The organism is Burkholderia sp. HI2500, assembly GCF_002223055.1.
GTDB lineage: Bacteria > Pseudomonadota > Gammaproteobacteria > Burkholderiales > Burkholderiaceae > Burkholderia.
In genome coordinates this window covers 3,009,210-3,029,870 of record NZ_NKFL01000006.1, presented here as the reverse complement: position 1 = coordinate 3,029,870, position 20,661 = coordinate 3,009,210, and the positions used below count along the sequence as shown (strand labels likewise).

General features: G+C 67.4%; 15 protein-coding genes. 5 read left to right on the top strand and 10 right to left on the bottom strand.

Annotated features, from left to right (window positions below):
• Positions 1-21: 21 nt before the first annotated feature.
• On the bottom strand, positions 22-1,065 hold the full coding sequence (locus tag CFB45_RS31400; RefSeq protein ID WP_089428881.1) for an ABC transporter ATP-binding protein: 1,044 nt from the start codon (positions 1,063-1,065) through the stop codon (positions 22-24).
• A gap of 7 nt (positions 1,066-1,072) precedes the next feature.
• Positions 1,073-1,924 (bottom strand): ABC transporter permease, encoded by an 852-nt coding sequence (locus CFB45_RS31395; RefSeq protein WP_089428880.1) that lies wholly within the window; start codon positions 1,922-1,924, stop codon positions 1,073-1,075.
• 161 nt (positions 1,925-2,085) lie between these two features.
• On the opposite strand from CFB45_RS31395, the gene CFB45_RS31390 reads away from it, so the two are divergent.
• Positions 2,086-2,982, top strand: coding sequence for a LysR substrate-binding domain-containing protein (locus CFB45_RS31390; RefSeq protein WP_089428879.1), 897 nt, complete (start codon positions 2,086-2,088; stop codon positions 2,980-2,982).
• Positions 2,983-3,073: 91 nt separating this feature from the next.
• Here the strand turns inward: CFB45_RS31390 and CFB45_RS31385 are convergent, their stop codons facing one another.
• Positions 3,074-4,750 carry an alkaline phosphatase family protein gene (locus tag CFB45_RS31385; RefSeq protein ID WP_373558424.1) on the bottom strand — a complete coding sequence of 559 codons (1,677 nt, stop codon included), beginning with the start codon at positions 4,748-4,750 and terminating at the stop codon, positions 3,074-3,076.
• Between the two features lie 318 nt (positions 4,751-5,068).
• On the opposite strand from CFB45_RS31385, the gene CFB45_RS31375 reads away from it, so the two are divergent.
• Positions 5,069-5,293, top strand: coding sequence for a hypothetical protein (locus CFB45_RS31375; RefSeq protein WP_027790361.1), 225 nt, complete (start codon positions 5,069-5,071; stop codon positions 5,291-5,293).
• 56 nt (positions 5,294-5,349) lie between these two features.
• Here CFB45_RS31375 and CFB45_RS31370 read toward each other — a convergent pair whose 3' ends face one another.
• Together CFB45_RS31370 and CFB45_RS31365 are read right to left on the bottom strand one after the other, a co-directional pair.
• Positions 5,350-9,153: a DUF748 domain-containing protein gene (locus CFB45_RS31370; protein ID WP_089428877.1), complete on the bottom strand. Its 3,804-nt coding sequence runs from the start codon at positions 9,151-9,153 to the stop codon at positions 5,350-5,352.
• A 148-nt stretch (positions 9,154-9,301) separates the two neighbouring features.
• Entirely contained in the window at positions 9,302-10,738 is a 1,437-nt protein-coding gene (locus CFB45_RS31365) for a DUF1254 domain-containing protein (RefSeq protein ID WP_089428876.1), read from the bottom strand.
• 311 nt (positions 10,739-11,049) lie between these two features.
• Between CFB45_RS31365 and CFB45_RS31360 the strand changes: the two genes are divergently transcribed.
• The 3 genes from CFB45_RS31360 (at position 11,050) to CFB45_RS31350 (ending at position 14,953) form a co-directional block, all read left to right on the top strand.
• A complete protein-coding gene (locus tag CFB45_RS31360; protein WP_206124945.1) occupies positions 11,050-11,328 on the top strand; it encodes a toxin HicA in 279 nt (92 codons plus the stop codon).
• Positions 11,325-11,648 carry a type II toxin-antitoxin system HicB family antitoxin gene (locus tag CFB45_RS31355; protein WP_089428874.1) on the top strand — a complete coding sequence of 108 codons (324 nt, stop codon included), beginning with the start codon at positions 11,325-11,327 and terminating at the stop codon, positions 11,646-11,648. Before CFB45_RS31360 ends, CFB45_RS31355 begins: the two co-directional genes overlap by 4 nt.
• A gap of 215 nt (positions 11,649-11,863) precedes the next feature.
• Positions 11,864-14,953, top strand: coding sequence for a heavy metal translocating P-type ATPase (locus CFB45_RS31350; protein WP_089428873.1), 3,090 nt, complete (start codon positions 11,864-11,866; stop codon positions 14,951-14,953).
• A 135-nt stretch (positions 14,954-15,088) separates the two neighbouring features.
• On the opposite strand, the gene CFB45_RS31345 is transcribed toward CFB45_RS31350, so the two are convergent.
• The 5 genes from CFB45_RS31345 to ilvA form a co-directional block, all read right to left on the bottom strand.
• On the bottom strand, positions 15,089-15,568 hold the full coding sequence (locus tag CFB45_RS31345; protein ID WP_071333859.1) for a GNAT family N-acetyltransferase: 480 nt from the start codon (positions 15,566-15,568) through the stop codon (positions 15,089-15,091).
• Between the two features lie 150 nt (positions 15,569-15,718).
• Positions 15,719-15,874: a hypothetical protein gene (locus CFB45_RS39200; protein ID WP_006481665.1), complete on the bottom strand. Its 156-nt coding sequence runs from the start codon at positions 15,872-15,874 to the stop codon at positions 15,719-15,721.
• A 175-nt stretch (positions 15,875-16,049) separates the two neighbouring features.
• The gene (locus CFB45_RS31340) at positions 16,050-17,438 is read right to left on the bottom strand and encodes a flagellar hook-length control protein FliK (protein WP_089428872.1); all 1,389 of its coding nucleotides are present in this window, start codon (positions 17,436-17,438) and stop codon (positions 16,050-16,052) included.
• Between the two features lie 1,061 nt (positions 17,439-18,499).
• Complete coding sequence (locus CFB45_RS31335; RefSeq protein ID WP_174974202.1) at positions 18,500-19,072, bottom strand: LysE family translocator; 573 nt, start codon at positions 19,070-19,072, stop codon at positions 18,500-18,502.
• 57 nt (positions 19,073-19,129) lie between these two features.
• Positions 19,130-20,656, bottom strand: coding sequence for a threonine ammonia-lyase, biosynthetic (gene ilvA, locus CFB45_RS31330; RefSeq protein ID WP_089428871.1), 1,527 nt, complete (start codon positions 20,654-20,656; stop codon positions 19,130-19,132).
• Between the last annotated feature and the right edge of the window lie 5 nt (positions 20,657-20,661).

Sequence of the window (20,661 nt, the reverse complement as noted above, 5' to 3'; positions counted from 1 at the left end):
ATCTCCGTTGAATGAAAGGGGTCATTGCGCGTCCGGCGCGGCCGGCAGCACGAGCAGATGGCGCGGGTCGATCGCGATCCGCCGGGTGGCCGGCACGCGGCCTTCGCACAGCAGCGGGTCGGCCGAGCCGGCGGGAATGAAGTCGTAGCGTTGCGTCGCGCCGAAGTAGCGCACGTCGCCCGGCGCGCCGTCGATGCGGTTCACGCCGTGCGCCGGCGGATCGGCCTCCACGTGCTCGGGCCGCACCAGCACCTCGACCTCGGCGCCCGGCCGGTGCCCGCCGGTCTCGACGCGCAGCGTCGCGAACCGCACGTCGACCGTATCGTGCGCGGTCACGCGGCCGCGCAGCAGCGTCGAATGGCCGACGAAGCGCGCGACCTGCGCGGACGCGGGCCGCTCGTACAGGTCGCGCGGCGTGCCCACCTGCAGCACGCGCCCGCCGTCGACGATCGCGACGCGGTCGGCCATGCTCAGCGCCTCGTCCTGGTCGTGCGTGACGAGCAGCGTCGTCGCGCCGCACGCGCGCTGCAGCGCGCGAATCTCGTCGCGCAGCTGATGGCGGATGCCGGCGTCGAGCGCGGCCAGCGGCTCGTCGAGCAGCAGCAGCTTCGGCTCGATCACGAGCGCACGCGCCAGCGCGACGCGCTGCTGCTGGCCGCCGGACAGCATCGCGATGCCGCGCTCCGCATGCGCCGCCAGGCCGACGCGCTCGAGCATGTCGCGCGCACGCTGCCGCCGCGCATGCGCCGCGACGCCGCGCATTTTCAGCCCGTACGCGACGTTGTCGGCCACCGACAGGTTCGGAAACAGCGCGTAGTGCTGGAACACCATGCCGACCTCGCGCCGCCATACCGGCACGCCGGCCATGTCGGCACCGCCGATCACGATGCGGCCGCTGCCGCCGTCGAGCAGGCCGGCCGCGAGCCGCAGCAGCGTGGACTTGCCGGAGCCGCTGCGCCCCATCACCGCGAGCAGTTCGCCTTGCGCGGCGGACAGCGTGACGTCGTCGACGCCGTGTCGCGCGCCGGGATACTGGAAACTGACGTGTTCGAACTCGAGACTCATGACGGACTCACTTCATACGTTGCACGGTGCCGACCGATACGAGCGTCGCGAGCACGGCGAGGACGAGCAGCACGACGGTCGCCGCGCACGCCATCCCCGACGCGCCGTAGAACGCCTGCAGCAGCACGATCGGATAGTTGCGATAGCGAAAGCCGGCGATCAGGTTCGAGATCTGGAATTCGCCGATCGACAGCGCGGCCACCATCACGAGCCCCGAGAACAGGCTGTGCCGCAGGTTCGGCAACACGATCGTGACGAACTGGCGCAGCGGCGTCGCACCGAGCGTCGCCGCGCAGGCCTCGAGGCGTGCGAGCCCGAGGTGGCGCAGATCGCTGAGCAGCGTCTGCAGCAGGTACGGCAGCGTCAGCACCGCGTGGGCCCCGATCATCAGCGGCAGCGTGCCGAGCCAGGGCAGCGTGTCGCCGCTGAAGATCGCGATATAGCCGAAGCCGAGCGTCAGCGCGGGCACGGCCACCGGCATCAGCATCACGAGGCGGGTCGCCATGCCGCGCCCGGCCTGCGCACGGTGATGCAGCGCATATGCGAGCGGCAGGCCGATCACCGCGTTGAGCGCGCAACACGCCAGCGCCACCGTCAGGCTCACGCCGAATGCGCGGGTGAAACTGCGATTTCCGGCGAGATCGGCGAACCAGTGCCAGGTGAAGCCGGTCGGCAGCAGCGTATTCGTCCACGACTGGCCGACCGAGCCGATCAGCAGCAGCACGATCGGCAGCAACAGGTAGAGCCCGAACACCGCGACGAGCGCGTGCAGCAAGAAGCGTCCGGCACTCGGGCGCACCGGCCTGTTACGCGAAATCGGAACACCATCGGCCAGGGCCGGGGCGGTAGACGCAGGCATGAAAACACTCGCGGACAAGAGACGAAGACACCACGCAACGCCCGCCGGGCGGGGCTGTCACGCGTTTTCTGGATGGCCGAAGTGTGCGGATCCGACATGGCATCGTCATGAAAAAAACGTACAAAGCCCGCATCGATCTGTGCGCCGAAGGAATAGTCGCGATGAAGCACCTGTATCCGAACGTCTCGGAACTGCATGCATTCACCTGTTCTGCGAAGTATCTGAACTTCTCGTACGCGGCCCGCGAACTGGGCCTGACGCCCAGCGCGGTCAGCCGGCAGATCGCGAATCTCGAGGCGCTGTTCGGTGTGAAGCTGTTCGTGCGCGAGGGGCGCAGCCTCGTGCTCACGCGTGCCGGGCAGGTGTACCACGCACGCGTCGCCGGCCCGCTGCGCGAGATCGGCAACGCGTCGATCGAACTGCTGAGCGCGCGCGAAAACGGCGACCTGCTGACGATCGCCAGCGTGCCGACGTTTACGACCAAGTGGCTCGTGCCGCGGCTCTCGCGTTTCCTGGCCGTCGCGCCGGGCGTCACGCTGAGCTTTCGCCGCCATCTCGCGCACGGCGACATCTTTCCGTTCGGGCTCGACGCGGCGATCCGCTACGGCGACGGAGCATGGGAAGGCGTGCGAAGCGATTACCTGGACGGGCGAACCTTCGTGCCGGTCTGTACGCGCGAATTCGGCGAGCGGCACGCGTTGCGCACGCCCGCCGACGCCGTCACGGCGCCGCGCCTCGTGCACGAGCAGGCCGAAATCGCGTGGTCCGCGTGGGCGGAACGCCATCGCGCCACGCAGATGAACGCGCTCGCCGGGCCGCGCTTCGAACAGTATTCGGTGCTGATCCAGGGCGCGCAGGCGGGCCTCGGGCTCGCGCTCGTGCCGCGTTTCCTGATCGCGGACAATCTCGCGGCCGGCACGCTCGTCGAACCGTTCGACGCGCCCGTCGAGGTCGACGCGCAGGGGCACTACCTGTGCTACGCGCCGGAGCGCCTCGAGACGAGCGAAGCGTTGCGGCACTTCAGGGCATGGATGCTGGACGAATGCGCGCCGGCGTAAGCCGGCCCGCATGCGTCATGCGGCGAGACGCGCTCGACCGCGCGCCCCGCCGTACCGGACACCGCCGGGCAGCGGTGTCCGGAAACCGTCGTCAGTGCCGATCGATGCCCAGCCCCGGCAGCACGCCGGTATTCTCGGCCACCACCGCATGCAGCAGGCGCGGGTTCGCGCCGAGCAGCCCGAGGATCGTCGGCGCGACCTGTTTCGTGCCGACCGTGTCGGTCACCGTGCGTGCGCGATGCAGGCCCGGGTACGACACGAGCAGGCCGAGGTGGCTGTCGTCCGGCGCGTTGCCGCCGTGCTCCTCGTCCTTCTTCGTGCTCGACGTGTAGATCACGCCCGGATTCGGCTGGACGATGATGTCCGGCGTGCGGCCGTTGGCCGGATCGCCGAAGCGGTCAGCAAGCGCCGCGCCGTACAGCACGTACGCCTGCGGGCCGTCCGCGCAGATCCCCGGCGCGTTGCAGCCCAGGTTCGCCTTCAGCGTCTGCACCACGGCCGTGCGCTGGTTGCGGTCGCGCAGCCAGATCAGGCCGACGTCGTCGGTCTGCACGAAACCCGTGTCGACCAGGCCGGAGCCGTCGTTCAGGTTGCCCGTCTTCGTGTTGTTCTGGCCGAAGTTGCCGTTCGGGTCGACGTAGTTGTTCGCTTCGAGCAGCTTCGTCAGCGTGTCGCCGTTCTTCACGAGCTTCGTGCGATCGGTCGGCGACTGGCCATGCTTCGCCGTGACGATCACGGCCGTCGACGCATACAGGTTCGCCTGCTTCAGCGCCGCGACGATATGGCCGATCGAGTTGTCGACGTACGTGATCGCGTTCGCGACCTGGCCGTTCGGCGTGAAGTTCGCATCGAGATAGCCGCCGCCCTTCGCGACCGGCGCCTTCTGCGCGACGCTGAGCGTCTGGAAGTTGCCGCCGAACAGCGTCGGCACCGGCGCGCTCTTCGTGCCCGTCGAGTCACGGCCGTTGATCTGGTTGATCAGCGCCTGCACGTGCAGGTTGTCGAACTGCGCGGTATGCGAATAGACGTCGGTGTAGTCCGTCTTCGTCACCGGGTCGATCGAGTTGATCTCGGTGCGCATCAGGTCGTCGACGCCGGTGCCCGACGGCCCGTTCAGCCAGTCGTAGCCCCACGCGTGCTTGTCGGCCCATGCGGTGGTCGCGTTCGGGATGCCGGCCTTCACGGCCTCGAACACGGTGTTGGTCTTCACGTAGTTGTGCGGATAGACCGGCACGCACTTGCCGTTGACCTTCGCGTTCGGGATCGCCTGCGGGTTGAACGCGCCGCCGCCGTCGAGGTGGACGAGCGCGCCGCCGTTCTGGGCATCGATGCCGGTCGTCTCGTCGAACACGACGTTCCAGCCCTGCTTGCCCGAGCAGCTCGTGTCGCCCGGCGCGTACAGGTTGCGATCGTACGACACGTCGTAGAACAGGCCGGCCGTCTTCGGCGAGCCGCCCGTCACGAGCGCGGCGAGGCCCGGGAACGAATCCGACAGGCCCGGCGTATAGGCATTCGTGTACGTCACGCCGCTTTTCGCGAGCACCGCGATGTTCGGGCACGTGTTCGCGCCGATGCAGCGCGCGAGATCCTGCTCGTGCAGGCCGTCGACGCTGATCAGCAGCACGTGCTTCACGACGCGGCTCGCGTGGCCGCGATCCTCGCCCTGACTGTCGCCGTCCTGCTGCGCGGCGTGCGCACCCGCACCGGCGAGCGCCAGCGCGCCTGCCACCATCGCCACCACCTTCCGCTGCTTACCAAGGAAAGACATGATCACCCCACCTCTTCGATTGACGTTGAACTGCGTGACTTGCCATCAGGCGCGCAAGAATATGGGCGCGTCGTGGGTCGCTCGCATGAAGCGGGGCTTTCTGTTTTCTATCAAACGTAACCAATCGCAAGTGACACGAATCGGTCGCAAAGCAAGGTGGCCTGGCGCACATTGCGACGGGGCGCGCTCACCTGCCGGCACTACACCGGTGCATCGGTCAAACCGCCGGCAACGTCATCGGCCGCACGATTTTTTTTCCGGCTTGGCGCACGACTATTGGTGTGTGATAAAGGGTTTTCCCTGACCCGGAGCACGAGTATGTCGACCCTGGAAGCCCTCCGGTTCGTGCTGGACGATGCACGCACCCCCGAAATCATTCGCCACCACGTCGTCGACGCGTTGCAGTACGCGTTGCGCAACTACGGACAGGTGTTCACCGCGAAGGAAGTCGAATGGCTGGCGCAGTGGGACGACGCGCGCCTGCCGCTGGCTGCCAAGAAGGAGTTGGGCAAGCGCGAGGAACCGGCGATCGCCGCGCGCTGAAAAAAACGCGCCGCCGCGCCCGAACGGATGAACGGACGCGGCGGCGGATGGCTCGCTTACTGCAGGCCGAAGTCGACGCGGGTGGTGGCGCCCTTGTCCTCGATGCCCTTCGCATCGAGCTTCGGCGCGACGACGAACACGCGGCTCGAATCGATCTTCCCGTCGAGGTATTGACGCACGGCCTGCGCGCGCTGCTGCGCGAGCGCACGCAGCGCGTTGTCGTCGGCCGGCGCATGGTCGGCGAGCGCCTTCTTCATGTCGGCGTCGGGCAGCGTCTTCTGCAGGCCGATCACGTTGCGCGGCTTCTTGAAGTCGGCGGCCTTGTACGCGCGCGTCAGGTACTTGCTGTACTCGGCCGGCTCGACCTTCACCGACATCGGGTCGATGCTCTCGCCCTGCCCGACCACGTCTCTCAGCTTCTGCTGGCGCACGAGCCGATCGACGTACGCGTCGCCGAGCCCCGACGTGTCCTTCGCCGGATCGACGCGGCCGATCAGGTCGAGGCGGATCGACGGCTTCTCGGTCAGCATCTTCACGACGGTGTCGAGCTTCTTCTGCTGCGCGTCGTCGAGCTGATACGAGCCCGGCGCGAATTCGACGTAGCCGAGATCCTCGCCGCCGCCGCCGAACGCATGCGCGAGCAGCGAGAACGGCGACGTGACGGCCTTCGCGATCAGGTTCAGCACCGCGCGCCAGATCAGCCCGCCGACGCTGAACTCCGGATTCGACAGCGAGCCCGACACCGGCAGGTTCACGTCGATCTGGCCGCGCGTGTTCTTCAGCAGCGAGATCGCGAGCTTCACCGGCAGCCGGGTCGCCGTGTCGTTCTCCACATGGTCGCCGAACGTGAGCTGATCGATGAAGATGTGGTTGTTCGCCTTCAGCTGGTCGTTCGCCAGTTCGTAATGCAGGTCGACGTTGAGCTTGCCCTTCGTGATCGGGTAGCCCGCGTACTTCGCCGAGTACGGCGTCAGGTTGGTCAGCTCGATGTCGTGCGCGGTCGCGGTGAGGTCGAGCGCCGGCTTCTCGGTCAGCGGGTTCACCGAACCCTTGATCGAGATCGGCCCGTTGCCCGCGAGGTTCGCGGCGACGTCGACCGGCGCGGACGTCGTCGAATCCGTGCCGAACGCGCCGACCGTGCCCTTGATCGCGACGAGGTTCGCCGTGTAGTTCGGCTTGATGAAGTTGTCGGTGTACGTCACGCGGCCGTTCTGCAGCAGCAACTCGCCGAAATGCATGCGCACCGGGTTCTGCGGCGGCGGCGCGGCCTTCACGACCACCGTCGCCGAGGCGGCGGCCGGCACGGACGCCTGCTGCGCGGCCGCAGCCGACGCGGCCTGCGCGGCGGCCGGCGGCGTCATGCCCGGCGACAGCGGCACCGGCTCGCCCTTGCTCGCGTCACGCGTGAGCGACTGCGCGGGGCCCGTTTCCTTCGCGACCACGTCCTTCAGGTTCAAACGCCCCTGCGCGTCGAGCAGCACGCGGCCGTAGAAGTTCGAGAACGTCACGCGCGCGGCATCGACGTCGGTGCCCTTCTCGTCGTAGTTCGCCTTCAGGTTCGTCAGTGCGAGCGAGCGCCAGCCCGCGAACGGGTCGGAGGTCGCCTTGTCGAGCATCCGCACGTCGACCAGCGCGACATCGCCGCGATAGGTCGCGCGCGGCGCGCCCTTTACCTGCGCGAACGTCAGGTTGCCCTGCGCGTTGAGCAGCGCACTGGCGATCGTCGCGTTCAGCGCGCTGCCGAAATACGGCTCGAACGCGGCCGCGTCGAGACGGTTGCCGTTGACCTTCAGGCCGAGCTTCAGCGGCTGCGCGGTCACGTCGCCCGTCACGTTCAACGAACCCTTGCGGTTCAGCGTCGCCTTCAGTTGCACGGGCAGCGGCTTGGTCAGGTCGTCGCTGATCTTCTGCACCGACAGGTCCAGCGGCTTGATCGCCAGCTTCACCGGGCGCGGCGTCGACAGGTCGGTGAAGTTCGCGGCAGAATCCTTCACGTTCAGCGCGTCGATCCGGTAATGCCACGACGGCGCGGCGGCCTCGGCCTTGCGCGCGACCGTGCGCTTCGGCACCGCAGCCTGCGCGGGTTCGGCCAGCGACGCGAGGTCGATCTTGCCGTCCTTCAGGCGCTGCACGTCGAGCGCGAGCCCGCTGACGTCGACGCTGGCGATCTCCGCGATGCGCGTGGCCACGTCGACCTTCGCGATCTTCGCGCTCGCGTCGGGCAGCACGATCGCGGGCGCCTTCGCATCGGGCGTCGCGATCTTCAGCGACTTCAGGCTGACCGTGCTGCCGGCAACCTGTGCGGCGAGCGGCGTCTTGCCCCAGTCGGCCTTCGCGTTGACGGTCGCGCCGAGCGTGCCGTCGAGCACGCGCGCCCGCGTCGCCTCGCCGAGGTACGGCTGCAGCGCCGGCAGCGCGAGCGCGGCGACCGTCAGCTTGCTCTCGACCTGCTTCTCCGCGAGATTGAACGAGCCTGCGGCCGTCACGTCGCCGCCGCGCGACAGCGACGTCGACAGCGTGTATTTCGCGGGCGTCTTGCCCTGCATCGTGAAGCCGTCGAGCGTCGCGGCGAGCTTCGTGAGCGACAGCGCGGTCGGCGTCGCCGGCACGCGGTCGTCGACGTTGACCGTGCCGCCGTCGATCGCGAAATGGCGGATCGTCAGGTCGAGCGGCGGCGCCTCCTTCGTTGCAGCTTCGACCTTCGCGCCGCTGGCGGTGGCTGCGACCGCGGCGGAAGCCCCGGTTGCGCCCGACGCCGCCGGCTTGCCTTCGGCGGCCTTCGAGGCGGCTGCCGGCTGCGCGGCGAGCTTCTCGACGTTCAGCACGCCCTGCTTGTCGCGCGCCAGGTCGACCACCGGCTGGTCGATCCGGATCTCGTCGAAATGCATCGCATTGCGCAGCGGCTCGAGGCTGGCCGCCGCGACGTGCACGCCGCGCGCGGCGAACAGCGGCGCGGACGCATGGTCCGTCACCTTCGCGTCCTTCAGGTCAACGGTGCCCGACACGCGCAGCGCGGGCGTCTCGCCGCTCATCACGAAATTGACCGCGAGGTCGCTGCTCAAGAGGCCGCTCGTCACGGCCACCGGCAGCTTCGCCGGCACGTACGAGATCAGCTTCGGCACGTCGAGGCCGTCGAATTTCAGCGCGATCTCCGATTCGCGCGACTGCGCGAACGGCTTGGTCTTGCCGTCGATTGCGATCGGGCTGCCGTCGAAGCGCGCGCGCAGCTTCGGCTCGACGAAGATGTCGGTCTTCGAGGCCAGCGTCGCGATGTACGGAATGCCGAGCGTCCAGTTGTCGACGACGTGCTTTTCGTTCAGCAGGCGGTCGTCGAAATCGATCCGGCCGTTGTTGACCTGAATGTTCGACACCGAGAACTGTGTCGGCTTGCTTTCGGTTTTCGGCGACGGCGTCGAGAACTTCTCGATCAGGTCGGTGAAGTTGAAGCGCTGCGCGTCGTAGCGGACGATATGAAAACGCGGCGAGTCGAGGCGCACTTCATTGACGATCGGCGCGCCGCGAAACAGCGACGACCACGACGGCCGCACGACGAGCTTCGCGATGTCGATGAAGTCGCCCTGGCCGCCTTTGTCGCCGAGATGGATGCCGTCGGCTTCGAGGTTCAGCGTGTAGGGGTTCAGCGCGATGCGCTGGATCGTGGCGGGCCGGTCGAGCTGCTTGCTCAACTGCTGTTCGGCGATATGGCGGATCAGCGGCGGCGCCGCGAAGAACCCGAGCAGTCCGAATAAAACGATGAAGATCAGCAGGCCGATGCCGATGCGCCGGGCCCGGCGCGAGCGTGTAACGCCACCGAGGGCATGGAGGGTCGAGGGTACGGTTTCTTTGTCTGCGCTTGCCATGCTTGAATGCCTCGGGATGGAATGCCGGGCCGCGCCGGAGAACCGGGCGGCCGCGCACGCTATCCCGAAAGTATAGGCTCAGGAGGTGACGGTACGGGGTTCGGGCGCCGTCGCGCCCGCCGGTCGGACAACGCCGCCGGTCATCCGTTCATTTCCGGACGATGACGGGCGGCATCCACGACCCGTCGCTCGCCTGCGGCTTCGGCGCGTACAGGCGCAATGCGAGTGCGAAATCGGCGCGCGGCGCCGGCAGCCAGTTGGCCGCATGCGTGCCGCCCGGCGACGCCGACACGACGATGTCGATCGAGCCGTCGTGGTTGCGGCGCAACCGGTCGCGATCGCCGAGCGAGCGACGTGCCGACCCGACGTCGGGCAGCGCGCCGTTGGTCGAATAGGGTGTCAGCGTCCAGAACGCGCGCACCGGCGGCAGCGCGCCCGGCGCGAAATGCAGCACGTAGCGGTTCGCGCCGTTCAGCGGATGCCCGTCGCTGTCGACGCGGACGACCGCGAGCGTTTCGTCGTCGCGCGTCGCGGTGCCGAACTGCGTGTAGGCCGCGTACGCGCGCAGCGTGTAGTCCTGGCCGTACTTGCCGGCCGTATCGCCGATCCAGCTCCAGCCGTTCGCGTTCAGCAGGTTCGACGGCGGGGTCGAGAGCCGCGCGCGCGCCTCGGCGACGCCGGCCGTCGCGGCCGCGAGGCGGTCGCCCGTCCACAGCACCGGGTAGCCGGCCGACACGCCGATGTCGCCGAGCAGTTCCTGTGCGTGCGCATCGTCGGCCGGCGCCGGGTTGTCCTGCAGCGCCTGCGCGAAGCGCGTGAAGAACGCCTTCGGATCGAGTGCGGCCACCTGCTCGGCCGGCGTGCCGCCGCCCACCGCTTCGGACGGCGCGCTGCCCGCATGCACCGCGACCGACGCGCCGCGCGCCGCGCCCGTGTAGACGGACAGCGGCACCACGCGGATCGCGCGCTGCAGTTTCTTCACGTTCGTCAGGTCGCGCCCGCCGCTCGTCTGCAGCCGGACTTCGAGCCACGCATTGGCCGACGGCACGTCGATCCGGACCGCGCCCTTCGGCAGCGTGCCCTGCCAGTCCTTCGCGGCGAAGGCAATCGTTTGCGATCGCGCGCCGCCGCGTGCCCCGCGTGCGGCCACGCTCGACGACGACCACAGCACGTTCGTCCACATGTCGAGTGCGCGCGCATCCCAGTAGCGGCCGCGCGTATCGGGCAACGTGACGATCACGGGTTCGGTCGCGACGTCGAGCCAGCCGGTCGAGTCGAGCGTGTCGACGCCCGGCAGCGGCGGATTGACCGCGCCGACGGGCGGCAGCGCCTGCGCATGGCGCAGCGTGTTGAGCGGCGCCTGCCCCGGTTGCGCGCCGTCGCCGCCCGTCGCCGCTTCCTTCGCGACGTCCATCAGCACGAGCGGATACGCGTAGACATAGGAGTCGGCGACTTCCGCGCGCATCCAGCCGGTTTTCCGCTGGATTGCGTCCGGTTGCGACGCGCACCCCGCTAGCAACGCCATGATGGCGAGCGACGCGCACGCGCGCCGCAGAGAAACTGATTCCTGCTGGTTTTCAATCATCGATTACTGGCCGAATATCGTTCTTTTCAGTCAACGCCTTGTTCGACTTGCGAATGGCGAAAGCAAGGCACCCCAGCCTGCCCGGACAACCGTCTCGCTACGGTTCGTAACGGTGGGCGCTGATGTCAGGCCGGTATCATAGCGCCTCAGGGCATCCCCCAATATGCCGATTAGCGGGTGGCGCGTATTCGCGGGCTGACCGGTCCCAAATGTTTCGCCGGATCTTCAGATAAATTGGGGCGACATCGAAGCGATGTCGGCCGACTTCGGATCGGTCCCAGTAGCGATTGAGTTGCCATCTGGATTGACAGATGGTGTCACTATTGACACCATTCAGCATGGCAAGCGATTGGAAGATCCTCGAACAAATGAGGCGCGAGCCCGCGAATGTGCGATTCGGCGATCTGTTCAAGGTCTGCGAGGCACACTTCGGCCAGGCCCGCCAATCCGGTTCGAGCCACGCCATTTTCAAGACACCGTGGCAAGGCGATCCTCGAGTGAATATCCAGAACGATCGCGGGAAAGCCAAGGCCTATCAGGTGCGGCAGGTTCTCGACGCGATCGACCGACTGAAGGAACAGAAATCATGACTCAAGACCACTTTACGTACCGCGTAACGTGGTCCCCGGAGGACGGGGAGCACGTCGGCCTGTGCGCGGAGTTCCCGTCACTTTCGTGGCTCGCCGCGACGCCGGAAGGCGCGCTCGCCGGCATCCGCCGGCTCGTTGCCGATGTCGTGCGCGACATGACCGCGAACGGCGAAAAGGTGCCCGAACCGATCGCCGACCGAACCTATAGCGGTGAATTCAAGGTCCGCATCCCGCCGCAGGCTCACCGCGCGCTGGTGATCCAGGCCGCCGAACAAGGCGTCAGCCTGAACCGTCTCGCCAGCGCCAAGCTCTGCGCGTAGCCACGCGATCGCGTGCAAGCCCGTGACGCCCGGCTTTTCTCGCGGAAGCCGGGCGTTCGCTTTTTCCGGGCCGTGGCACCCTGTGAACAAGGATGGCCTTGAGCCGATCCGCCCGCCTTGCATCGCATGCATCACGCACCGCTTGACCTTACCATCATGGGAATGTTGATACTGGGATCATTGGCGGCATGAGCCGCGCATTCAGGGAATCCGACATGACTGAATCACTTGCCTCCGCAGCGCTGCATACGACCGAGCTGAGCATTGACGGCATGCATTGCGGCGGCTGTACGGGCCGCGTGCAACAGGCGCTGGCCGCGGTGCCGGGCGTCGTCGACGCGGCAGTTGACCTCGACACGCACACGGCGACGGTGACTGCGCAGGAAACGGTAGGAGCCACACAACTCGTCGAGGCGGTCGACGCAGCCGGCTACCGCGCCGCCGTGCGCGACCCGCTGCTCGAAGACGCCACGACGCCGCATGCCCATCCTGTCGAAGCATCGCCCGCACCGCTGGCCGCAGCCGCTTCCACGACCCGCCACCCGCTTCCGGCCGACAGCACCACCATCGAACTCGAGATCGACGGGATGACCTGTGCATCGTGCGTGTCGCGCGTCGAAAAAGCGCTGGCGAAGGTGCCGGGTGTCACGCGCGCGTCGGTCAATCTCGCGACCGAGCGCGCCACCGTCGATGCCGCGGCGAACGTTTCCGCCGCGCAGCTGGTGGACACCGTGAAGCAGGCCGGCTACGGCGCGACGCCGACGGTAACGGAGGCCGGCGTCGCCGCGTTCGCGCCTTCGTCGCCTGCCGCGCCCGCCAGCATCGAACTCGAGATCGACGGGATGACGTGCGCGTCCTGCGTATCGCGTGTCGAAAAGGCGCTGGCGAAGGTGCCGGGCGTCACGCGCGCGTCGGTCAATCTCGCGACCGAACGGGCTACCGTCGACGCCGCGCCCGATGTGACCGCCGTACAACTCGCCGAAGCCGTGAAACAAGCCGGCTATGGCGCGACGCCGGTGGCCGGCGCCGCGATCCCGCCGGCAGCCTCCACCGCCTCCGCCGATCTCGAACTCGACATCGGCGGAATGACCTGCGCATCCTGCGCCGGCCGCGTCGAAAAGGCGCTGGCCGCCGTGCCGGGCGTCGCGCGCGCTTCCGTCAACCTCGCAACCGAGCGTGCGTCGGTGCACGGCGCCGGCGCGCTCGACGCCGCCACGCTGATCGCGGCCGTCACCACGGCCGGCTACCGCGCGTCGCTCTCCGCCGCATCATCAGCCGGCGCCACCGCCGGGGCTGACGCGCAACCGGCCGGCCCCGCGCAAGACCCGGACACCCGCAAGCACCTCGAAGCGATTCGCGAACGCGATCTCGTGATCTGGTCCGCCGTGCTGAGCGCGCCCCTTGTCGCACCGATGCTCGTCGCGCCGTTCGGCATCGACCTGATGCTGCCCGGCTGGCTCCAGCTCATGCTCGCGTCGATCGTCCAGTTCGGCTACGGCGCGCGCTTCTATCGTGCGGCCTGGCATGCGGTGAAGGCGCGCACCGGCAACATGGACCTGCTCGTCGCGCTCGGCACGTCGGCCGCGTACGGGCTGAGCCTGTGGATGCTGCTGCGCGCCCCCCTGCATCCCGGCCACCTGTATTTCGAGGCGTCGGCCGTCATCGTCACGCTGGTGCGCTTCGGCAAGTGGCTCGAGTCGCGCGCGAAGCGCCAGACCACCGACGCGATCCGCGCGCTGAACGCGCTGCGTCCCGACCGCGCGCGCGTCGTCGAGTACGGCGTCGAGCGCGACGTGCCGCTGGCGCAGGTACGCGTCGGCACCCACGTCAGCATCCGTCCCGGCGAGCGCGTGCCGGTCGACGGCCGGATCGTGTCGGGCCGCTCGCACATCGACGAATCGCTGATCACCGGCGAAAGCCTGCCCGTGCCGAAGGACGACGGCGACGCCGTCACGGCCGGCTCGATCAACGGCGAAGGCGCGCTCGTCGTCGAAACCACCGCGATCGGCGCGGAGACGACGCTCGCACGCATCATCCGCCTCGTCGAATCCGCGCAGGCCGAGAAGGCGCCGATCCAGCGGCTCGTCGATCGCGTGAGCGAGGTGTTCGTGCCGGCGATCCTCGGCATTGCCTTGCTGACGCTGGTCGGCTGGCTGATCGCCGGCGCCGGCACCGAAACCGCGATCCTCAACGCGGTCGCGGTGCTCGTCATCGCGTGCCCGTGCGCGCTCGGCCTCGCGACGCCCGCCGCGATCATGGCCGGCACGGGCGTCGCGGCCCGGCACGGCGTGCTGATCAAGGATGCGCAGGCGCTCGAACTCGCGCAGCGCACGACCGTGATCGCGTTCGACAAGACCGGCACGCTGACCGAAGGCAAGCCATCCGTGACCGCGTTCGAAGCGGTCGACGTGCCGCATGACGAAGCGCTCGCGCTCGCGGCGGCGGTGCAGCGCCAGAGCGACCATCCGCTCGCGCGCGCCGTGGTCGCCGCGCACGATGCCGACCTGGCCGCACGCGGCGGTGCGGTACCGTCGCCCGTCGCCGCCGATGCCCGTGCGGTGGCCGGACGCGGCGTGGAAGCGCGCGTCGGCGGACAGTTGCTCGCGCTCGGCAGCACGCGCTGGCGCGACGAGCTCGGCATCGCGGCGGCGCCCGCGCTCGACGCACGCGCGGCGGAGCTCGAGCGCGCGGGCAACACGATCTCGTGGCTGATGCGCGCCGACGCGCCGCGCGCGTTGCTCGCGCTGATCGCTTTCGGCGACACCGTGAAGCCGGGCGCCCGCGACGCGATCGCGGCGCTGTCGGCGCGCGGCGTCGCGAGCGTACTCGTGACGGGCGACAACCGCGGCAGCGCGGCCGCCGTCGCGGCGTCGCTCGGGATCGGCGAGGTGCATGCGCAGGTGCTGCCCGACGACAAGGCGCGTGTCGTCGCCGAGCTGAAGCGCACGCACGGCGGGATCGTCGCGATGGTCGGCGACGGGATCAACGATGCCCCCGCGCTCGCAGCGGCCGACGTCGGTATCGCGATGGCGACCGGCACCGACGTCGCGATGCATACGGCCGGCATCACGCTGATGCGCGGCGACCCGGCGCTCGTCGCCGACGCGATCGACATCTCCCGACGCACGTACCGGAAGATCCAGCAGAACCTGTTCTGGGCGTTCGTCTACAACCTGGTCGGCGTGCCGCTCGCGGCGCTCGGCTTGCTGAACCCGGTGATCGCAGGCGCGGCGATGGCGTTTTCGAGCGTCAGCGTCGTGACCAACGCGTTGCTGTTGCGGAGATGGAAGGGGCGCGCGCGGTGACGTGTGCCGAACGGCCAAATGGCCGTTCGGCGCCGGGCGCTTGGCGAACAGGAAGGATCGTGAGGTCGGCCGGCATTGGCCGATCGCGGCGGGTCGAACCGCCAGCGCACGACGACGCGGCGCCGGCCGGTGGCTTCAGTCCGAAATGACTGGCTTGATCAAGGTCGTCGTGATCGGCGCGAAGCCGCACGCACGATACAGCGCACGGGCCGCCGCGTTGTGATTGAACACCGACAGCCCGATCTCGGTGACGCCGTACCGGCGTGCCTCGGCATCGAGCGCCTCGAGCGTACGCGTGGCCCAACCCTGGCGGCGCCGGGACGGGGCGATGTCGAGGTCGTAGATGAACAGCGTGCGGTTCGGCCCTTCAGGCACGATCGCGTACCAGAGGTCGCCCACCGCGTCGCCGCTGGCGCCGTCGATGAGCACGACGAGGGTCTGGCCGGAGGTACGCAGGCCGTCCGGCAGCAGCGTGTCGAAACAGGCGCGCGCCCGGCTGGCCGCGTCTTCGACAGCATTTTGTCCGGATGAAACGAGATCGCTCGCGTAGCCGTCGATGGCTCGCGTGCGGTACGCGTGGAATTCGCTGGCCGTCATCGGCCGCATCTGCAGCATGGCCCGGTCACCGTGTACGGAATCGGACTTCCAGTGTAGCGGGACGGTCGCGCCGGCGCGCGATGCGGCGGCGGAAAGCGGACAGGCAGGTGCGCCGCGCTGACAGCGAATCAGCGAATCAGCGAATCAGCGAATCAGCGAATCAGCGAATCAGCGACGGTACAGGACGATAGGCACGAGGTGCGCACGGCGCACGCGCTCGGCCTCGGCACGACGCGCAGCGTACGAGTATTCGGCGTCGAGCGGCAGGTGCGGGGACACGAAAAGGTCGTCGATCTTTTGCAGCAGGGCGAGGATGAAGCTCATGTGAGACTCCTGACAGATGTGGCTAGGGTTTTCCCTTAGATGGACTCCATTCTAAGGGTTTTCCCTGAACTCTGCCAGCGCACAGCATCAGTTTGCCGCATGCGCATGACGGCCGATCGCCGATACATCACGACGATCCTTGCTTCATCTGGCTCCCAGGATAGGGTCGAAACAATTAACGCGTGCGGCGAGCGCGCTTCGCGACGGCCGCTTCGCGGTTCGCGTTGCGCTGAAGCCGGTCGACCTGAGACAGAAGCGCTTCGTGATGCTCCTCGAGCGTCATCAGCGTTGCCTGCTGCGTCGACAGATCGGCCGCAAGGCGATCGATCCGCTGCTGCTTCGTGGCGACGTCCTGCTTCAGGTGCGCGATCTGCCGCGTCTGCATCACCAGCGCGACGAGTCCGGCCAGCACGACGACGGCCAACGCCAGCAGCAGGCGATTGACGCGGCGCATCTCGCGATCGGCCGTACGCGTCAAGCCGTCCACATCGGCCTGCAGTGCGGCCATCCGGTCGGTCAGCGGGCGCAGGTGCGTATCCGGATCGAAGGCCGGCGCGGCCGGTTGCGTGCGCTCCGCCGACGGCTTCGTGACAAAGGAGGCAGCGGAAGCCAGCGGCTGCGTAACGGGGGATACGGTGGCGTCGACCCCCGACACGGCGTCATGGGCCTTCGCGGTGTTTGCCGTGTTGGCCGTGTTCGCGGCAATCACCGGCCTGGCCAGATGCGCCGACGTCTGCGGCTCGACCGTCGTCACCGGGCTCGCCCCGGCCGCCTCCGGCACCATGCCAACGCTCGACACGACCGGCGCGGATTGCTCCGTTGTCGCTTCGCTTGCACCGGCAGCCGTCCGGCGTTTGCCGCCCGACGACGCACGGCGTTCCTTCGCGGCGTCACCGGAGGATCGCCCTTCGCGGGATTTAACGGCGGCGGCAGCAGCAACAACAACAGCCTTCTCGACTTCACCATCAGCCGCTTGAGATCCGGTCGACTTCGCCTCAACACCATCGGTTGCTTGCAGCTTGGTCGCCACCGTTGCGGCGCCATCGCCCGCAGGCATGTCGGCGGCTTTCGTTGCAACGCCATCGGCCAGGGGAATATCGACCGCCGTCATCGCAGCCGCGCCAGAAGCCGGCACGACGTCAACGTTTGCGTCACCACCACCTTCAGGCGACGAAACGCCATGCGTTACCGTCGCGACTTCAGGCGTCACTGCACCTTCCGCTGCTTCCACATGTCCTGCCGCGGCCAGCCCATCCGGCGCACTGAACCCGTCCAGCGCAGCCTGCCGCCCGGACGCCACATCGTCCGCGACATCGACTGCCGCCTCGGCTTGCGCGCCCGCTTCGTCACGCGCCGCAGCCGGCACGCGCTCGCCCGGCTCGAGCACCGGATCGCCGAACAGGTCGAGCGTCCGTTCGTCTCGCGACGCGTCGCCGGCCGGCGCATTGCCGGACCGCACCGTCGCCCTCGCGGACGTACTGCCCGCGGCAGCAGCCGAGCGCGGGCGCGAACGGGCCGACGAACGATTGGAACGGGAGCGAGGCGAGGAAACGGATTCGGTCACTTCTGCCAAATTACTGTCCAAGAACATCTATCGAATTCCAACTATCTCTAAACAAATCAATAATTTGCATCATCAACCTGTCCATTTTACGCTGACAGAATTCCACCCTATCCAGTGATTTCCGATGGGCGATGTGATGGGCCTGAAACCGATGCTAACCGACAAACAAGCCAAAACGCTCAAACCACCCGACAAACCCGGCTTCGACGGAAAAGTGACCGGACTACTGAGCGGCGCAGACCGCATCGACCCGCGCAATCGGGATCAAGAGGCGCCAGTGTTGCGGCGGCCCTTGCGTTCGAGCAAGCCGCCCGCCAAGTCCACGACGAACGTGAGCCCGGGTGAACGAGTAAAAAGCATGCAATCCACTGGATCAGCAGCCTGGAAGGCGACGTCTTTCCCAGGCTCGGTAACCGGAAGCTCGACGCGATTGGCCCGGGCGACTTGTGCAGACGCCCTACGCCCGATCTGGCTGACGAAGACTGTTACAGCCTGCCGTACTCGTCAACGCATGCAGCCGTCATGCAGTGGATGCGGGCACACGGTCACATCGCGGCGAATCCTGTCATGGCAGTCGACTACACCCCTCCAAAACAGTCGACCCAAGCGACACACCAACCGGCAATGCCGTGGCCCCTGGTGCCGCAATTCGTCGCGACTCACCTTGCCCAGCACACACCGGGTCGAACGAAAGGCCCGGATCCAGGTGCACTGTTTCACCCAACTGCGACATGCCACAGGACTCGACGTCCTGCCGCGTGCCGGCACCTCCAAAAAGAAAATTGCTTCCGGTGTGAGGTCAATGCTGGAATGGGTGCGGCGCTCGATGGCAAGGTCGACGATGTCACCAACCCGATGTCGACCGAGGGCCTGGCTGATCCAGCCGGCGGGGGGACAACGCGCACGCTAACGCCGGCGCAGCGCTCCGTCGATACCGACGTGAGGCAGTGCATCAGCCGAAAGCCTTGACGCGAGCGCTCGCGAATTGCGGGAGCGTATCCGGGACATCTGCACCCGCAAAGGCCGCCCCCTCAATGGCGAGCGGCACGGTCACCGGACGCTCATTTGACGAGTGAATACAGCAGGGTTCCGGAAAACAACACCAGCAGCATCGACGCAGAACGAAGCAGCGTCGTAATATGCCGCGGCCCGGATGCCAGGACGCTCGTCACGCGCCCCAGGCTGGCCCAGCCCGTCCCGATGGGCACGAGCACCAGCAGAAACGCACCGAATGCCACGACCCCGTTGCCGGCATCATGAAACGCCTGCAATGGAAACGCCGTGCTGGCCAGCAGAAAGGCCTTCGGATTCAACAGCGTGGCGACGAACAGGTTCCGCCACGTCACGGCCTTCGCGCGTTTGTCCTCTTCCATCCGGCCCTGCGTCCACATGTTGACCGCCAGCAACAGCAGGTACGACGAACATGCGACCTTGATCACGGTCAGGACGTGAGGATGCGCCGCGGCGAACGTCAGTAGCGAAAATCCCCACACGGAGATGGCGATGACATAGCCTGCCGCCTCGGCCAGCACGAGCGGCAGCGTTCGCGCCAGGCCGACACTGATGCCCGATGAAAACAGCAACGTGTTGGTCGGCCCCGGGACAACCAGCACCAGAACCGCGTAAAAACACATCGTGATCAATTGGTGAGTATTCAACGTAGCCTCGAACGACGTGTTAGCCGCTTTTTATCAGTATTCCGGATGATGAAGCGATGCCAGATACGGCCGCGCATCGGTCTGTTCGCTGAACTCGAAATTCGTCGCTTCCAGCGCACGGGTCAGCCGGGACGAATCGGCGCGATCGCATCGAATCCCGATCAGCACCCGCCCGTAGTCGAACCCTTCGTTACGATAGTGGAACAGGCTGATATCCCACGCATCGTCGAGTGTCAGCAGGAACTCCAGCAACGCGCCGCGGCGCTCCGGAAACATCACCTGAAAGAGCTTTTCCTGCTCGAGATGCCATGCGTCCGCGCCGACGAGCTGATGGCCATACGTCTTCCACAACGTACTGCCGCCAAGATCCGTGGCCCGGTAGCCAGCCGTTTCCAGGTCGTGAATGATGCTTTGCGCGTCCTCGGCACCCGGCGTCTGCACCCCCACAAAAACCTGCGCTTCGCGTCCGGCCGTGCGGCGGTAGTCGAATGCCGTCACGACACGCTCGCCGAGCTGCTCGATGAGTGCGCGAAAACTCCCGGGACGCTCGGCGATCGATACGGCAAGACGCACCTCCCGGTGTTCACCGATCGTCGAGCGCTCGGCGATATAGCGTAGCTGATCGAAATTCATGTTGGCCCCGGACGCAATCGCAACCAGCGTCGCCCCCTGCAGCTGTTCGCGCTGCTGCCAGGCCTTCAATCCGGCGAGCGCCAGTGCGCCCGACGGTTCGAGAATCGAGCGGGTATCGACGAAGACGTCCTTGATCGCCGCGCAGACTTCGTCGTTGTTCACCAGCACGATGCCGTCCAGATACTGCTTGCACAACGCGAAACTGTGCGCCCCGACCTGGCGTACCGCCACACCGTCGCAAAAGCGACCGACGTGTGCGAGCCGCACCGGCGCGCCGCCGGCGAGCGCCTGACTCATGCTGTCGGCATCGTTCGGCTCCACGCCGAAAATCCTGATCTGCGGCTTCACGCGCTTGACGTACGCGCAAATGCCGGCAGCCAGCCCTCCGCCGCCGATCGGCACGAAAATCGCATCGAGCTGGGTCGTCTGCTGCAGAATCTCCATCCCGACGGTGCCCTGCCCCGCAATCACATGAGGATGGTCGAACGGTGGCACGAAAGTACGCTTTCGATCGTTCGCGCAGGACAGCGCGGCATCGCACGCGTCGTCGAAATTGTCACCGCACAGCACCACCTCGGCACCGTAGCGCTTCACGGCCTGCACCTTGATTGCAGGCGTCGTGTGAGGCATGAACACGCTGGCCTTGCAGCCCAGCGTGTGCGCCGCGAGCGCCACGCCTTGCGCGTGATTGCCGGCCGAAGCGGTCACCACCCCGCGCGCGAGCGCGTCGCTCGACAGCCGTGCCATCAGCGTGTAGGCACCCCGCACCTTGAAGCTGAAACTCGGCTGCATGTCCTCGCGCTTGAGCAACACACGACTGCCGAAACGCTCGGAAAGCCGGGACAGGCATTCGAGCGGCGTCTTGACCGCGACGTCGTAGACAGGTGCGTTCAAAATACCGGTCAGATAGTTGAATTCTGCATGCATGGCGT

What these genes read in the sequence shown, in the direction of transcription:
- CFB45_RS31400 (WP_089428881.1), bottom strand. Translation starts at nt 1,065, where the DNA reads ATGAGTCTCGAGTTCGAACACGTCAGTTTCCAGTATCCCGGCGCGCGA.
- CFB45_RS31395 (WP_089428880.1), bottom strand. Translation starts at nt 1,924, where the DNA reads ATGCCTGCGTCTACCGCCCCGGCCCTGGCCGATGGTGTTCCGATTTCG.
- CFB45_RS31390 (WP_089428879.1), top strand. Translation starts at nt 2,086, where the DNA reads ATGAAGCACCTGTATCCGAACGTCTCGGAACTGCATGCATTCACCTGT.
- CFB45_RS31385 (WP_373558424.1), bottom strand. Translation starts at nt 4,750, where the DNA reads ATGTCTTTCCTTGGTAAGCAGCGGAAGGTGGTGGCGATGGTGGCAGGC.
- CFB45_RS31375 (WP_027790361.1), top strand. Translation starts at nt 5,069, where the DNA reads ATGTCGACCCTGGAAGCCCTCCGGTTCGTGCTGGACGATGCACGCACC.
- CFB45_RS31370 (WP_089428877.1), bottom strand. Translation starts at nt 9,153, where the DNA reads ATGGCAAGCGCAGACAAAGAAACCGTACCCTCGACCCTCCATGCCCTC.
- CFB45_RS31365 (WP_089428876.1), bottom strand. Translation starts at nt 10,738, where the DNA reads ATGATTGAAAACCAGCAGGAATCAGTTTCTCTGCGGCGCGCGTGCGCG.
- CFB45_RS31360 (WP_206124945.1), top strand. Translation starts at nt 11,050, where the DNA reads ATGGTGTCACTATTGACACCATTCAGCATGGCAAGCGATTGGAAGATC.
- CFB45_RS31355 (WP_089428874.1), top strand. Translation starts at nt 11,325, where the DNA reads ATGACTCAAGACCACTTTACGTACCGCGTAACGTGGTCCCCGGAGGAC.
- CFB45_RS31350 (WP_089428873.1), top strand. Translation starts at nt 11,864, where the DNA reads ATGACTGAATCACTTGCCTCCGCAGCGCTGCATACGACCGAGCTGAGC.
- CFB45_RS31345 (WP_071333859.1), bottom strand. Translation starts at nt 15,568, where the DNA reads ATGCTGCAGATGCGGCCGATGACGGCCAGCGAATTCCACGCGTACCGC.
- CFB45_RS39200 (WP_006481665.1), bottom strand. Translation starts at nt 15,874, where the DNA reads ATGAGCTTCATCCTCGCCCTGCTGCAAAAGATCGACGACCTTTTCGTG.
- CFB45_RS31335 (WP_174974202.1), bottom strand. Translation starts at nt 19,072, where the DNA reads ATGTGTTTTTACGCGGTTCTGGTGCTGGTTGTCCCGGGGCCGACCAAC.
- ilvA (WP_089428871.1), bottom strand. Translation starts at nt 20,656, where the DNA reads ATGCATGCAGAATTCAACTATCTGACCGGTATTTTGAACGCACCTGTC.